Origin of the sequence: Rhabdothermincola sp. (assembly GCF_036846205.1) — a bacterium.
In the GTDB taxonomy this organism is placed as follows: domain Bacteria; phylum Actinomycetota; class Acidimicrobiia; order Acidimicrobiales; family Acidimicrobilacustridaceae; genus Rhabdothermincola.
In genome coordinates, this window is the sequence record NZ_DAIUCK010000020.1 from 1 (window position 1) to 13,792 (window position 13,792).

The following is a 13,792-nucleotide window of genomic DNA, read 5'->3' on the forward strand; positions in this document are numbered from 1 at the left end:
CACCTCGATCGCCACCGCGAAGGCCAGCGCCTGGCGCGGTGCCACCGCCCCAGTGACGAGCGGGCGGTTCTTGGTCCGCTGCATGACCGCGTCGATGTCGCGATCGACGTACATGTTGACGGCGTTGGCCCCGCCCGCCGCCAGCGTGCCCCCGACGACCGTGGCGATGATCAATCCCAGTGAAGGCAGGCCTCGCTCGGCCACGATCATGGTCGGAACGGTGGTGACGAGCAGGAGCTCGATGATCCGTGGCTTGGTCAGCGCCACGTACGCCCCGACACGGCGTTGCCAGGTGAGGCTGGCCGGGGGAGCGGCGGTGGTGGCCATGGCCCTCCGAGCGTAGAGCGGTCCACCCCGCACGGCGAAACCGCCTGCCGGCCGGCCCGATCCCGAAAGGCCGGTGATCCCACCACCCCCGGGGCTTTGGGCTCGCCGCGCCTGAGCCGTAGCATCGAGACGTGCACGCACCGCGCCGGCGCCTGCCCCCCCTGTCGCCGCAGGCCTACCAGCGCATCACGCTGCTCGCCCTGCTGGCGTTGGCATTCATCGTCGTGACCGGTGCCGCCGTGCGCCTCACCGGCTCCGGGCTGGGGTGCTCCGATTGGCCGACCTGCGAGCAGGGGCAATTCGTCGCACCACTCGAGTACCACGCGATGGTCGAGTTCGTGAACCGCACGATCACCGGGGTGGTATCGGTCGCGGTGATCCTGGCCGTGCTCGGCTCGCTGGTGCGCGAGCCCAGACGTCGAGATCTCACCTGGTGGTCGCTGGGGCTCGTAGCGGGAGTGCTGGCACAGATCGTGCTCGGCGGGATCGTGGTGCTCCTCCATCTCGCCCCGGTGTCGGTGATCGGGCATTTCCTGCTCTCGATCGTGCTGTTGTGGAATGCGGTGGTGCTCCACGAGCGGGCATCGCATCCCGCACCTGCCACCCGTCCCCTCGTTCCCACCAGCACGATCGTGCTCGGTCGAGCGATGGTGGCCGCGGCCTTCGCGGTCGTGGTGGCGGGAACGATCGTCACCGCGACCGGCCCGCACGGCGGTGACGAGCGGGCCGCACGCCTGGCGCTCGAGATCTCCGAGGTGACCCGGCTCCATGCCATTGCCGCCTGGTTGTTCCTCGGTCTCGCGATCACGATGCTGTGGCGTGCCTACCGCGCCGGGGTACCCACCGGCGTACGCCGTCGAGGCGCCGTGCTCGTCGGCGCGATCCTGACCCAGGGCGTGATCGGCTACACCCAGTACTTCACGGGCGTGCCACCGCTGCTGGTGGGCCTCCACGTCGTCGGTGCGGTCGTGGTGTGGATCGCGGCCCTCCGCTTCCATCTCGCGCTGTTCACCCGGGCGGAGCCCGCCCTCCCGACGGGCGTCGATCTCCGCGCGGATCGCCCACTGCCGGTGCACCCGGCCGCGGTCCGAGGATGAGCCCGGCACCGCTGACGGCGCCGGTCGAGGTCGACGAGCCGGATCTGGGCGATGAGGCCGAGGTCGAGCGCCCGTGGGTCGTGATCGTGTGGAACGATCCCATCAACTTGATGGACTACGTCACCTACGTCTTTCAGAAACTGTTCGGCTACTCGCACGAGAAGGCCGAGAAGCTGATGCTCGACGTCCACTTCAAGGGCAAGGCCGTGGTGTCGAGCGGCTCGCGAGAGAAGGCAGAACTGGACGTCTTCCGTCTCCACGAACACGGCCTGTGGGCCACCATGCAGCAGGATTGACTGGATTGCTGCTCGTGGCACGCCCCGACGGGAACTTCGAGCTCCTCGCCAGCGCGATCGAGCGCCAGTTCCTGATCGGTCTGTGCAGGGAGCTACGAGAGCTACTGGCCCGGGGGACCGACGACGTCATCGTCCGCCGACTGTTCCCCCCGGCGTATCCGCACGACGCGGAACGAGAGGCCTTCTACCAGCAGATGGTGCGCGACGAGCTGCGAGCGAAGCACCTGGCTGCGCTCCGGACCATCGAGCAGACGGCGAAGGCGTCGACGTTGTCGACCGATGAGCTGACACAGTGGATGACCGCGGTGAATGCCCTGCGCCTGGTGCTCGGGACCCGTCTGGACATCACCGAGGACGACTGGCGACCCGACATCGACGAGGACGATCCTGACTACGGCGCCTATCTCGCGTACGACGTACTCTCGGCGCTGCTCGCACGGATCGTGCAGGCACTCAGCGCCGACTGATCTTCGGGCCGGGCCAGCGGGCCTCAGCCACCGCGAAGACACGACAGGGTGAGGTTCTGGACCTCCCGGATCAGCTCGGGGTCAGGGGTCGTGCTGTTCAGCTGCTCGAGCGTGAGCTCGTCGAACATTCGCTTCGATACACACCAAACCTGGTCGAGATCGAACTGCCCGCGGTACTGATCGAGCAGCTGCTGGGCGGTGACCAGCCTACCCACCGGATACTGAAGTGCCTTTACGACGTCGTTGGGCTTGGCGGTGGAGTCCCCACCGGGATCGCAGGACCGCAGCTCGACCACGTCGCCCGAAGAGTCCACGGACGCAGCCCCACTCGGCATCGATGCCGCCCACTCGTCGAGCAGGCCCTCCATCGCCTCGGTGGCCTTCCGGTTCGTCCCTCGATAGCGAGCCTCGACGCACACTCGCCCCCCGTCGTCGTAGCTCACGTACGAGTCCCCACCCCACCCGTCGATCGCAGCGAGCGCCTCCTGCCCGTCCAGTCGTGCTGCGAGCACCACGAACCAGCCGAACGTGCCGAACTCCCCGTCGTCGATCCTCTCCGCGCCATCGGGGACCGAGGGGAGCTCGACCTCCAGCGGTTCGTCATCGAGGCGGGTGGGGTCGAACAGGGCGACCTCGTCGGGAAGACCCTCCCGATACAAGCGGTCCAATGCCCGACGCCCGCCATCGGCCTCCACGAGCGAGGCGAATGTCGGTCCGATGGCGTACGGCGCGGCCATGAAGGCGACCAGTGCAGGCTCCCGGCCGGTATAGGCGCGATCGCCCGCCTCCTGATCCTTCCGCTCGACCTCCTGTCGCTCGGTGCGGGTCAGCTCGGACTGGTTGAACGCCTGCTGGACGTTCATGGCGTCGCCTTCCACCAAGGCCCGATAGACCAGGGCGCGGTCCTCGCCCGCCTCTTCCCTCACCGCCTCGAGGTCGAAATGCTGGTCCTGGAGGGCGTGGGTGAGCTCATGGGCCAGCGTGGATTCGACCGACGGGGTCAGCTCGGTGCCACGGACGGTCACCCGCTTGGTGTCGGGGTCGTAGAAGGCGAGGGTCGCGTCGCCGCTGAGCTGGTTCTGCTCCTCGAACAGGTCGAGGTCGCCCTCGACGAGCCCCAGCGCACGCAGGAGCGAGGTGGCCTGCTCGATCTCCTTCCGATCCTCGTCGGTGAGCTCGTCCTTCGAGGTCGTGACCTTCTCCCGGAACTCGTCCTCGGGGAGGAAGTCGACGTACACGGGGTGCTCGAAATCGAGTCCTCGCTCGTCCTCGACGAACGCCACGATGGCCGCCACCCGATCGTCCCAGGCATCGGGGTAGGCGGGTGTGTCCTCTCGCAGTACGAGCCACCCGACGATCGCGCCCCCGACCACCACGCCCCACAGCAGCACCGCCAGCCCGAGCAGGAGCCACCGGGTCCGACCACCGCCTCCCTCGCCCGCCGGCGCTGACGGGGGGGAAGCTCCGGGCACCGGAGGCTCGCCCCCGCCGATCTCGGGTGGCTGCATCGGCGGATCGAACGGCGGAAGGGGTTGCTGGTCGCTCATGGTGCTCCCGGGAGGTCGCTCCACCGTAGCCAACGCCGCTTCTCGTTGAGGGGGCACCCGGGGCGGCTGCTATGGTGACTCGGCCCTCAAGGGAAGCGGAGCCCCCATCGTCCAGCGGCCTAGGACGCCTGCCTTTCACGCAGGTAACACGGGTTCGAATCCCGTTGGGGGTGCAAGACCTCCACATCGAGGTCCCGTGGTGCAGTTTGGAGTGCACGCCGGCCTGTCAAGCCGGAGGTCGCGGGTTCAAATCCCGTCGGGACCGCCACCACCGTGGGCACCGCCCCACGGTGGCACGGTCGGGTAGCTCAGTTGGCAGAGCGTCCGCCTGAAAAGCGGAAGGTCACCGGATCGACGCCGGTCCCGACCACCACGCAGACATCAACTCGGTGGGTGCCGGCCCGCACACCATCAACCTCGGCCGCGGGCTGACCTACCCGCTCGACCAGTGCGGCGAGCCGTCCAGCGGCGCCCCGATCATCACTGCCGGGCCACTGACGATCAACGGCAAAGGTTCACCGTCGAGACCACGTGCACCGACGACGAGCCAGGGCGGAGGCAGCTGAAGCTGCGTTCGTCCCGCGGCGTCCAACCCGATCACCGGTGCCGATCGGCTCGGCGCTGGTCGTCAACCGCCTCCGGGCTCGGATGTGGTGCAGCGACCGGTCGAAGGGCAAGACTCGCGCCGGAGCGGTCAGCCAGCCACGGGTCCTCAATGTCCTGGCTGGTGCCTGCGAGCAGAAGGTGACGAGCACGAGGGGGGCGGTGCCGGATGAACTCGCCGCAGTCGATGCCGCTGATCCGCACACCCGACCAGCGGCTCCGGGTCTTCGTCAGCTCGACCCTGCAGGAACTGGCGACCGAGCGCGCCGCGGCCCGCGAAGCGATCGTCCACCTCCATCTCACCCCGGTGATGTTCGAGCTCGGCGCGCGGCCACACCCTCCCCAGGACCTGTACCGCGCGTATCTCGCTCAGAGCCACGTCTTCATCGGTCTCTACTGGCAACGCTACGGGTGGGTGGCCCCCGACATGGAGATCTCCGGGCTCGAGGACGAGTGGCAGCTCGCTGCTGAACACCCGAAGCTCGTCTACATCAAGAACCCGGCACCACAGCGGGAGGCCGCCCTCGACGCGCTGCTGGAGCGCATCCGCGACGAAGGCTCGACCTCCTACCGCACCTTCTCTGACCCGACCGAACTGCGCGAGCTCATCGAGAACGACCTGGCGATCATGTTGACCGAACGGTTCGAGGCCACGATGCTCGCCGGGACACGGCTGGAGACGCCCGAGCGAGCTCGAGCTCGGATCTCGATCCCGGACGACGACGTCACCCCGATCGAGGACGCGGGCACCATCCCGTTTCCCCCGACCCCGCTGGTGGGGCGCGACGTCGAGATGGCAGCGATCACCGATCTTCTCGACCAGCCGGCCGTGCGACTGGTCACGATCACCGGGCCAGGCGGCAGCGGGAAGACCCGTCTCGCGGTCGAGCTCGGTCACCGGTTCCGGGACCTCCATCGCACACCTGTGTCCTTCGTCGACCTCACCGGCCTACGATCCGCGGCCCTCGTGCTCCCTACCATCGCGGCCAACCTCGGCATCCGCGACGCGGGAGCCCGCCTTCTGATCGACGCGATCCGAACCGTGTTGGACGACGACCATCGGCTCCTGGTCATCGACAACTTCGAACACGTCATGGACGCAGCGCCGTCGATCAGCCAGATCCTCGCCGCGACCCGTGACGTGGACATGGTGGTGACCAGCCGCCAACCGCTGCACCTGCAGTGGGAGCACGAGTACCCGCTCCTTCCCCTCGACGTCCCCTCCGATGAGAACCTCAACGTCGATGCCGTCGCCACCGCGTCGGGCGTCGAGCTGCTCGTACAGCGAGCAAGGCGGGTGCGTCCGCACTTCGCGTTGGATGCGACGAACGCGGGCGCGGTCGCCGAGATCGTCCGGCGCCTCGACGGGCTCCCCCTGGCTCTCGAGCTGGCGGCAGCGCGCCTACGGGTGCTCACCCCGACCGACCTGCTCGACCGCCTCGACAGCCGTCTCGACGGACTGGGTGACGCCTCGCCTGATGCACCGGAACGTCATCGCACGTTACGAGAAGCGATCGCATGGAGCCACGGGTTGCTCGACGAGCGGGAGCAGTGCCTCTTCCGACGCATGGGGGTGTTCGCCGCTGGGGCGAGCCTCGACGCAGTGGAAGCGGTCTGCTCCTCGGACGAGCTCGACTCCCTGGCGGTCCTCGACGTCCTTGCCGGGCTGGTGGACAAGTCGCTCGTCACCAGCACCGGCGACGCGGCCACCGGCCACAGCCGCTTCGTCCTGCTCGAGACGATCCGCGAGTTCGCGGTGGAGCAGCTCGTTGCGTCCGGCGAAGCTGAGACGATCTGGGATCGCCACCTCCAATGGTGCGCCGAGCTGGCAGAGAGAAGCTGGCTGGGCTTCAGCGGGCCGGATGTGGCCGCATGGCTCGAGGTCCTCGAGCGCGAGCTCGACAACATCCGCACCGCACTGGATCACGCCGCTGGCGCCGGTGACTCGGGACTCGGCTTGCGTATCGCCACACGCCTCTGGCCGTTCTGGGACGTGCGGGGTCGCATGCGTGAGGGGGCAGAACGGCTCCGCGAACTCCTCGCGATCTCCACGTCCGAAGCGTCCTCGACCCGCGGGGCAGCTCTCTGCTCGTTGGCGTGGCAGATCGCGCTCCTGGGGGACTTCGACGAGGCCATGCGGTTGATGGACCAAGGCCTTCCGATGGTGCGGGCCGGTGGCGACGAGCTCGAGCTGGGTTGGACCCTCGCGCAGATCGGCAACGTGGCCTTCAGCCTCGGCATGGCCGACCGAGCCGAGGAGCTCTTCTCCGAAGGTCTCAGCATCGCCCGCCGCAACGAGGCCGTCTTCCTCGAAGGATGGAATCTGTTCGGCCTGGCGTACGTGGCGTTCCTCCGAGGCGACACCGAGCAGATGCGGCACCTGCTCGAGCAGTCACTCCAGCTGAGCCGGCAGATCTTCCAGCCATGGGGTATGGCGTGGGCGCAGTTCAGCCTGGCGGTGCTGTACCTGTTCGAGGACGAGGCCCCCCAGGCAGTCGGGCCCCTGCTCGAGAGCCTGTCGTTGCGCTGGTCCCTGCGGGACACCCGTGGGCTCGCCGAGAGCCTCGGACTCCTGGCCAGCATCGCCGGACCCCAGGGGCACGACGAGCTGGCAGTCAGGATGCACGGTGCAGCCGAGATCCAGCGGGAGGCCAATGGCATGACCGTACTGCCCTTCCTCCGCCCGCTCTTCGAGGAGAGCCTCCCACCCCTGCGCAACTCGCTGGGCGACGCCAACTTCGATCGTCTCTGGCGTGAGGGACGCAGCACACCGCTCGAGAAGCTGGTCCAGGAGGTGCTGGGGACCGAGTGGTGAGCGCGCCGCCGGCGCCGAGGAGCTAGAGGCCCAGCACCGACGGTAGGTCCGCGTGATCGTCGAGCACGTGGTCGGCCTCGATCTGGTGCGCGTCATCACCGGCATCGTCCTGCACCCCCCGGTATCGCACGGCCGTCATGCCCATGCTTTTCGCACCCCGCACGTCGGTGCGCCGCAGGTCTCCCACGTGCGCCGCTCGGGAGGGATCGACCTCGCCGAGCCCCTCGAGTGCATGCCGGAAGATCACAGGATCCGGCTTGTAGACCCCGACCTCGTCCGAGAAGGACCAGTGGTCGAAGTGGCGCAGCACGTCATGGCGCTCGAGGTAGGAGCGCAACACGGTCGAGGGCGTCATGCCCACGTCGCAGATGATGCCCAGCCGGACACCAGCGTCGTCGAGCGTGGCCAGCGTCGTCGCCACGTTGGGCGCGAGCTGGACGTCCACACCGCTGCCCGCTTCCACGAACGCCTCGATGAGGGCCAGACGGGCCTGAGTCGAGAGGTCGCGCGGCAACGACCTGACCACGTGCTCGGCAGCATCGCGAGCGGTGAACTGCCGGTTCGACTGCCACGCCTCGTTGAACGCTCGCACCGTCTGGTCGAACACCCCGTCGAGGGTCTCCTCCGAGATGTCGTCATAGCCGTGCTCGATCAGCACGGCGAGCAGGGAGGAGCGTCGCCGCTCACGGGTGCCCTCGGTCTGCGCGACGACGAGCGTGTTCCAGAAGTCGAACGTGACGACGTCGACGGGCCCGATCATGCGCGGGCTGGGCGGACCACTCCATCACGCACCGCGGCCTCGGCAGCTGCGCGAGCCACGAGCACCGCGACCCGCTTGTCGAACACCGACGGGATGATGAAGTCGGGCGCCAGCTCGCCGTCGCCGACCGCCGAGGCGATCGCGTCGGCAGCGGCCAGCTTCATGCCTTCGGTGATCTGGGTGGCTCCGGCATCCAGCGCGCCACGGAAGATGCCCGGAAAGCAGAGCACGTTGTTGATCTGGTTCGGGTAATCGCTGCGCCCGGTGGCGATCACCGCCGCGATCCCCGCAGCCTGCTCCGGGCGGATCTCCGGGTCGGGGTTCGCGAGGGCGAAGACCACCGGATCGTGGGCCATGGTGGCCAGCTCGTCACGGGTGATCAGGTTCGGGCCGCTCACGCCGATGAACACGTCCGCCCCGGGCAGGACCTGCGCGAGGGTGCCCTGCAACTTGTCGGGGTTGGTGTGCTCGGCGAACCAGCGTTTCGCCGGGTTCAGGTCGTCGCGGCCGGCCCAGATCGCGCCCTTGCGGTCGACACCCACCACCTGGGCGACACCGGCCTCCATCAGGATCTTGGCGCACGCCACCCCGGCGGCTCCCACCCCGGCGATGACCACGCTGATGTCGGCCATCTTCTTGTCCACGATCTTGAGGGCGTTGTTCAGCGCCGCGAGCACCACCACCGCAGTGCCGTGCTGGTCGTCGTGGAAGACGGGGATGTCAAGCAGCTCCTTGAGTCGCTCCTCGACCTCGAAGCACTGCGGGGCGGCGATGTCCTCGAGGTTGATGCCACCGAAGGTGGGGGCGATGCGCTGGACGGTCTCGACGATCTCGTCCGCGCTGGACGTGTCGATGCAGATGGGGAACCCGTCGACACCGGCGAACTCCTTGAAGAGCAGCGCCTTGCCCTCCATGACCGGCATGGCCGCCTGCGGTCCGATGTTGCCCAAGCCGAGCACCGCGGTCCCGTCGCTCACGATGGCCACGGTGTTCTTCTTGATCGTCAGCTCGTGCGCCAGCGACGGATCGGCCTCGATGGCCTTGCACACCCTCGCCACGCCGGGGGTGTAGGCCATGGAGAGGTCGTCACGGTCGCCGACGGCCATCAGCGGGAGGACCTCGATCTTGCCTCCCTCGTGCATGGCGAAGGTGCGATCGTCGTACTCCAGCACCTCGATGCCCTCGAGACCCCTGATGTGCTCCAGCACCGCCTGCTGGTGTGCCTCGGAGGAACAGTTGACGATGATGTCCTCGTCGAGGTGGCTCTGCTTGGCCTCGAAACCTTCGAGCGCGGCGATGTTCCCCCCTACCTCACCGATCGCCACCGCCAGTCGGCCGAGCGTGCCGGGCTGGTTGGCCAAGCGCACGCGGATGCGAAGCGAGAACGCAGCGGTCGGAGTCTCGGACATCCTCACGACGGTAGCGGAGCCACTCGGTCGCTCCCCAACCGGTCCCTCAGCCGCCCTCGTAGTCGAAACCCAGCTCCGGCGCGGTGACCAGCGCCTCGAATCGAATCCCCTCGGCGGCGGCCATCGCCGCGCAGGTGCCGCCCCGGTCGACCACCGCCAAGGCCATCACCGGCTCCGCGCCGAGCTCACGGACCACCCGAGCGGCCTCCAGGAGCGACGTACCGCGGGTGACCGTGTCCTCGGTGACGACCACCCTGTCCCCCGGCAGCAGCGGCCCGGCCAACCGCCCTTCGATGCCGTGGTCCTTGGCCTCCTTGCGGATGGTGAAGGACCGCAGCCGGCGGCCTCGGGTGGCGCCGATGGCAGCGATGCCGTAGGCGACCGGATCCGCCCCGAGGGTCAAGCCTCCGATGGCGGTGACGTCATCGTCGATCAGCGGCAGTGCCAGGTCCGCGATCAACACGATGCCCTCTGGACGGCAGATCGTCTGCTTGGAGTCGATGAACCAGCTGCTGACCCGACCGGACTTCAACGTGAAGGTTCCGCGCTTCACCGAGTACTCGAGCAGGTGCCTGACGAGTGCGTCATGTTCGGCGGAGCCACGCATCGCGGTCGACGCTACCAAGCGTGATCGCGGGGACATTCCAGAACGCGCCTCCACACTGTGATTCTCCAGGGGACGCTCATACACTCCCGAAGACATGGCACGGGTCATCGCGTTGGCGAACCAGAAGGGCGGCGTCGCCAAGACCACCTCAGCGCACGCGCTCGGCGTCGCCCTCGCCGAGCAGGGACAGCGCGTCCTGCTGGCCGATCTCGATCCTCAGGCCTGCCTCACGTTCTCCAACGGCATCGACCCGGACTCGCTCCCGCTGTCGATGCACGACGTCATGCTTGAGCGAACCTCGGTGGCCGAGGCTCTGCACAAGGTCGGTGACCTCCACCTCCTCCCGTCATCGATCGATCTCGCCGGGGCGGAGATCCACCTGCTCTCCCGCACCGGCCGGGAGTACGTGCTGCGCCGCGCGCTCTCGTCGGTGCAGGACGACTACGACGTCGTGCTGATCGACTGCCCACCCTCGCTCGGCATCCTCACCATCAACGGGCTCACGGCATCCGACGACGTGCTCGTCCCCCTGCAGTGCGAGACGCTCAGCCATCGTGGTGTCGGCCAGCTGCTCCAGACCATCGAAGACGTACGGGCCTACACCAACCCGGAGCTGCGGATCCTGGGCGTGATCGCCACCATGTACGACGGGCGCACCAAACTCGCGGGTCGCACGGTCGACGCGGTGCGCGAGCACTACGGCCTGCGGGTGCTCGATCCGCCGGTCCCCAAGTCGGTGCGCGTCGCCGAAGCCCCCGCACTCGGCGCGTCGATCGTCACCCACGCGCCGTCCTCGAAGGTGGCGGGTGCCTACCGCGAGCTCGCTCCCCAACTCGTCGCCGCCGCGGTGCACTGACCGTGGACGGCACCCGAAGGCCTCACCGCGGCCGGCGCATCGACCCCACCGGCAAGCACGCGCTCTTCTCCGCTCCGGTGCAGGCCGCCCGCGATCAACTCGGTCCCGGGAACCAGAAGGAAGGGCGAGCAGCGCTGTACTCCAGCGGCCCGAGGCAGGTGGGCACCGTGGTCGTGGCCTGCTCCTCGTGCCTGGCCCGCACCCGGGTGAGCCTCGTCGACGTCGGCGTCCGCCTGCTCAGCATCTCGGTCTGGCTGCCGGCCCGCCGGTACCCGCACTGGATGCGCTGCCCCGCGTGCCACCGCCACCAGTGGTGTGCCATCGACTGGAACGGCTGACCAGAACGAAGACGCCCTCCCGGCTCGAGACGGTCAGGGTGGGTTCAGACGAGTTCGACCGAGCCGTCGCCGGCGACGACCTGGCCGATGATCGACGCCCGGTGCCCGAACGACCGCAGCACATCGAGGGACCGGTACGCGTCCTGCTCCCGCACCACGACGATCATGCCGATGCCCAGGTTGAAGACCTTCGCCATCTCGGCATCGCTGACCTCACCGAGGCGCTGCAGCTCGGCGAAGATCGGTGGTGGCTCCCAGGCCCCCCGGTCCACGACGGCGCTGACGTTGCCGGGCAACACCCGAGCCAGGTTGCCCGGGATGCCGCCGCCGGTGACGTGGGCCACGCCCCGCACCTCGACTGTCCCGATCAGTGCCCGCACCGCCGGCGCGAAGATCACCGAAGGCTTCAACAACTCGTCGGCCACCGAGTGGTGCGCACCGTCGAAGGCGGGGTCGGTGAGCGTTCGGCCGGCACGTTCGAAGAGGATGCGGCGAGCGAGCGAGTAGCCGTTGGAGCGCAGGTTGGTCGACGGCAATCCGATGAGCACGTCGCCGCGCTCGATGCGCTCGCCGGTGACGAGCAGGTCACGATCGACCACCCCGACGGCGAACCCGACGAGGTCGAACTCACCCGGCTCCATCGCGCCGGGGTGCTCGGCCATCTCACCGCCGATGAGCGCGCACCCTGCTTGGCGGCAGCCTTCCGCCACGCCCTCAACGAGCTGCTCGATGTGATCGGGGTCGAGCCTGCCGACCGCGATGTAGTCGAGGAAGAAAAGTGGCTCCGCTCCCTGGCAGACCAGGTCGTCGACGCACATCGCGACCAGGTCGACACCGATGGTGTCGAACCGGCCGGCGGCCCGGGCCACCAGCGCCTTGGTGCCCACACCATCGGTGGACGAGACCAGGACCGGTTGGCGGTAGCGGGACGGGTCGAAGGCGAACAGCCCACCGAAGCCACCGATGTCCCCGATCACCTCGGCACGGAACGTGGAGCGGACCTTGTCCTTGATGCGCTCGACGGCTTCCTCGCCCGCGTCGATGCTCACACCCGCGGACTCGTAGGTCTCCCCCATCCCGGCGGGTGTCACTCCTCGATGCCCGCCGCCTGCCTGGCGGGAAGGCCGACATCGGACTCGAACACCGCACCGAGAGTCACCGCCTGCGGCTCGGGGGCGGCCGGCGTCGCCGGCTCGAGCACGGTCTTCGTGAGCTGGTCGGGGACCGCAACCGGGTAGACGCCGGTGAGACATGCCGTACAGAACCCCGCTCCCACCGCACCCGTCGCGTGGATGAGCCGGTCGAGGGACAGGTAGGCGAGGGTGTCCGCGCCGATGTAGTCGCGGATCTCCTCCACGCTCAGGCTCGCCGCGACGAGCTCGCCACGCTGGCCGGTGTCCATGCCGTAGAAGCACGGCCACTTGTAGGGAGGGGATGACACCCGCAGGTGGATCTCCCTGGCTCCCGCTTCGCGCAGCATCTGCACCATCGCCCGGGTCGTCGTGCCGCGCACGATCGAATCGTCGACCACCACCAGGCGCTTGCCGGCGATGTTCTCACGCAGAGGGTTGAGCTTCATGCGCACGCCGAGCGCGCGCATCGACTGGTTCGGTGCGATGAAGGTGCGTCCGATGTAGCGGTTCTTCACCAGCCCCTGACCGAAGGGGATGCCGCTGCGCCGTGCGTAGCCCTCGGCTGCCGGCAGGCCCGACTCGGGAACGCCCATGACCATGTCGGCGTCGACGGGAGCCTGGTCGGCCAGCTCTTCGCCCATGCGAACCCGAGCCGCATGCACGCCCTGGCCGTACAGCATGCTGTCGGGGCGGGCGAAGTACACGAACTCGAAGAGGCAGAGCTTCGGATCGATCTCCTCCGGCGGGAACACCCGAACCGACCGGCAGCCGGTGGCGTCGATGACCACCATCTCGCCCGGTTCGAGCTCACGGACGAAGTGGGCGCCCACCACGTCGAGCGCAGGGGTCTCCGAGGCCAGCACCCAACCGTGGTCCAGCTTGCCGAGGCACAGCGGGCGGAAGCCGTTGGGGTCTCGCACGCCGATCACGTGACCCTCGTCCATGAGAACGAACGAGAACGCGCCGCGGAGCCGGGGGAGGACCCTGGTCAGCGCCCGCTCCAAGGCTCGGCCGTCGGAGGACTGGTAGGGCTCCCGGGCCAGCTCGGCGGCGAGCAGCTCGGCCACCAGGTCGCTGTCGCTGGTCACCGTGCCGGGCAGCATGCCTGCTTCGTCGGCGAGCGCCTCCGTGTTCACCAGGTTGCCGTTGTGCCCCAAGGCGAACGTGTGCTCGCCCACGTCCCGATACACCGGCTGAGCATTGCGCCACGTGCTCGAACCCGTGGTGCTGTACCGGGTGTGGCCGATGGCCAGGTGGCCGTCGAGCGCCGCCAGGGTGCGCTCGTCGAACACGTTCGACACCAGACCCATGTCTTTCACGACGGTGATGGTCTGGCCGTCGCTGACCGCCATGCCCGCAGACTCCTGGCCGCGGTGCTGGAGGGCGTAGAGACCGAGGTAGGACAGGTGGGCGACCGGCTGAGCCGGTGCGTACACGGCGAACACGCCGCACGCCTCCTTCGGCGTGTCGCCGTCGCCTTCGGAGCCGGAGCGCACGCCGTCCTCAGCGAGCGCGTCATGGGCGGGCTGGCTCACCC

13 protein-coding genes and 3 tRNA genes are annotated in these 13,792 nt (G+C 68.6%); 9 read left to right on the forward strand and 7 right to left on the reverse strand.

Features of this window, described 5'->3' with window-relative positions:
- A partial coding sequence (locus V7004_RS04575; RefSeq protein ID WP_334142465.1) for a UbiA family prenyltransferase occupies nucleotides 1-327 on the reverse strand: 327 nt, incomplete at its 3' end.
- 131 nt (nucleotides 328-458) lie between these two features.
- On the opposite strand from V7004_RS04575, the gene V7004_RS04580 reads away from it, so the two are divergent.
- Genes V7004_RS04580 through V7004_RS04590 form a run of 3 tightly spaced genes read left to right on the forward strand, consistent with a single transcriptional unit; the run spans nucleotide 459 to nucleotide 2,187 of the window.
- Entirely contained in the window at nucleotides 459-1,424 is a 966-nt protein-coding gene (locus V7004_RS04580) for a COX15/CtaA family protein (protein ID WP_334142466.1), read from the forward strand.
- Complete coding sequence (gene clpS / locus V7004_RS04585) at nucleotides 1,421-1,720, forward strand: ATP-dependent Clp protease adapter ClpS (RefSeq protein ID WP_334142467.1); 300 nt, start codon at nucleotides 1,421-1,423, stop codon at nucleotides 1,718-1,720. The genes V7004_RS04580 and clpS overlap by 4 nt, the downstream gene beginning before the upstream one ends.
- Complete coding sequence (locus V7004_RS04590) at nucleotides 1,717-2,187, forward strand: DUF2017 family protein (RefSeq protein ID WP_334142468.1); 471 nt, start codon at nucleotides 1,717-1,719, stop codon at nucleotides 2,185-2,187. Before clpS ends, V7004_RS04590 begins: the two co-directional genes overlap by 4 nt.
- Before the next feature lie 23 nt (nucleotides 2,188-2,210).
- Here the strand turns inward: V7004_RS04590 and V7004_RS04595 are convergent, their stop codons facing one another.
- A complete protein-coding gene (locus tag V7004_RS04595; RefSeq protein WP_334142469.1) occupies nucleotides 2,211-3,695 on the reverse strand; it encodes a hypothetical protein in 1,485 nt (494 codons plus the stop codon).
- A gap of 139 nt (nucleotides 3,696-3,834) precedes the next feature.
- Here V7004_RS04595 and V7004_RS04600 point away from each other — a divergent pair.
- From V7004_RS04600 to V7004_RS04615, 4 genes are all read left to right on the forward strand, one after another.
- Nucleotides 3,835-3,907, forward strand: a tRNA-Glu gene (locus V7004_RS04600).
- Between the two features lie 17 nt (nucleotides 3,908-3,924).
- Nucleotides 3,925-4,002 (forward strand) — tRNA-Asp (locus V7004_RS04605).
- Between the two features lie 29 nt (nucleotides 4,003-4,031).
- A tRNA-Phe gene (locus V7004_RS04610) sits at nucleotides 4,032-4,107 on the forward strand.
- A gap of 399 nt (nucleotides 4,108-4,506) precedes the next feature.
- The gene (locus tag V7004_RS04615) at nucleotides 4,507-7,152 is read left to right on the forward strand and encodes a DUF4062 domain-containing protein (RefSeq protein WP_334142470.1); all 2,646 of its coding nucleotides are present in this window, start codon (nucleotides 4,507-4,509) and stop codon (nucleotides 7,150-7,152) included.
- Nucleotides 7,153-7,174: 22 nt separating this feature from the next.
- Here the strand turns inward: V7004_RS04615 and V7004_RS04620 are convergent, their stop codons facing one another.
- From V7004_RS04620 to pyrE, 3 genes are read right to left on the reverse strand one after another with little or no spacing between them, the layout of a single operon-like run.
- Nucleotides 7,175-7,912: an HAD family hydrolase gene (locus V7004_RS04620; RefSeq protein ID WP_334142471.1), complete on the reverse strand. Its 738-nt coding sequence runs from the start codon at nucleotides 7,910-7,912 to the stop codon at nucleotides 7,175-7,177.
- On the reverse strand, nucleotides 7,909-9,321 hold the full coding sequence (locus V7004_RS04625; protein ID WP_334142472.1) for an NAD-dependent malic enzyme: 1,413 nt from the start codon (nucleotides 9,319-9,321) through the stop codon (nucleotides 7,909-7,911). Before V7004_RS04625 ends, V7004_RS04620 begins: the two co-directional genes overlap by 4 nt.
- 46 nt (nucleotides 9,322-9,367) lie before the next feature.
- A complete protein-coding gene (pyrE, locus tag V7004_RS04630) occupies nucleotides 9,368-9,928 on the reverse strand; it encodes an orotate phosphoribosyltransferase (protein WP_334142473.1) in 561 nt (186 codons plus the stop codon).
- Between the two features lie 94 nt (nucleotides 9,929-10,022).
- On the opposite strand from pyrE, the gene V7004_RS04635 reads away from it, so the two are divergent.
- Together V7004_RS04635 and V7004_RS04640 are read left to right on the forward strand one after the other, a co-directional pair.
- Nucleotides 10,023-10,784: a ParA family protein gene (locus tag V7004_RS04635; protein WP_334142474.1), complete on the forward strand. Its 762-nt coding sequence runs from the start codon at nucleotides 10,023-10,025 to the stop codon at nucleotides 10,782-10,784.
- Between the two features lie 2 nt (nucleotides 10,785-10,786).
- Nucleotides 10,787-11,122: a hypothetical protein gene (locus V7004_RS04640; RefSeq protein ID WP_334142475.1), complete on the forward strand. Its 336-nt coding sequence runs from the start codon at nucleotides 10,787-10,789 to the stop codon at nucleotides 11,120-11,122.
- Nucleotides 11,123-11,166: 44 nt separating this feature from the next.
- On the opposite strand, the gene purM is transcribed toward V7004_RS04640, so the two are convergent.
- Together purM and purF are read right to left on the reverse strand one after the other, a co-directional pair.
- Nucleotides 11,167-12,171 (reverse strand): phosphoribosylformylglycinamidine cyclo-ligase, encoded by a 1,005-nt coding sequence (gene purM, locus V7004_RS04645; RefSeq protein ID WP_442968009.1) that lies wholly within the window; start codon nucleotides 12,169-12,171, stop codon nucleotides 11,167-11,169.
- A 38-nt stretch (nucleotides 12,172-12,209) separates the two neighbouring features.
- The gene (gene purF, locus V7004_RS04650) at nucleotides 12,210-13,790 is read right to left on the reverse strand and encodes an amidophosphoribosyltransferase (protein WP_334142477.1); all 1,581 of its coding nucleotides are present in this window, start codon (nucleotides 13,788-13,790) and stop codon (nucleotides 12,210-12,212) included.
- Nucleotides 13,791-13,792 lie beyond the last annotated feature (2 nt).

Bases quoted from the DNA above. Each gene is read 5' to 3' on its own strand.
- V7004_RS04635 (WP_334142474.1), top strand. From the start codon at position 10,023: ATGGCACGGGTCATCGCGTTGGCGAACCAGAAGGGCGGCGTCGCCAAG.
- pyrE (WP_334142473.1), bottom strand. From the start codon at position 9,928: ATGCGTGGCTCCGCCGAACATGACGCACTCGTCAGGCACCTGCTCGAG.
- V7004_RS04595 (WP_334142469.1), bottom strand. From the start codon at position 3,695: ATGCAGCCACCCGAGATCGGCGGGGGCGAGCCTCCGGTGCCCGGAGCT.
- V7004_RS04620 (WP_334142471.1), bottom strand. From the start codon at position 7,912: ATGATCGGGCCCGTCGACGTCGTCACGTTCGACTTCTGGAACACGCTC.
- V7004_RS04625 (WP_334142472.1), bottom strand. From the start codon at position 9,321: ATGTCCGAGACTCCGACCGCTGCGTTCTCGCTTCGCATCCGCGTGCGC.
- clpS (WP_334142467.1), top strand. From the start codon at position 1,421: ATGAGCCCGGCACCGCTGACGGCGCCGGTCGAGGTCGACGAGCCGGAT.
- V7004_RS04615 (WP_334142470.1), top strand. From the start codon at position 4,507: ATGAACTCGCCGCAGTCGATGCCGCTGATCCGCACACCCGACCAGCGG.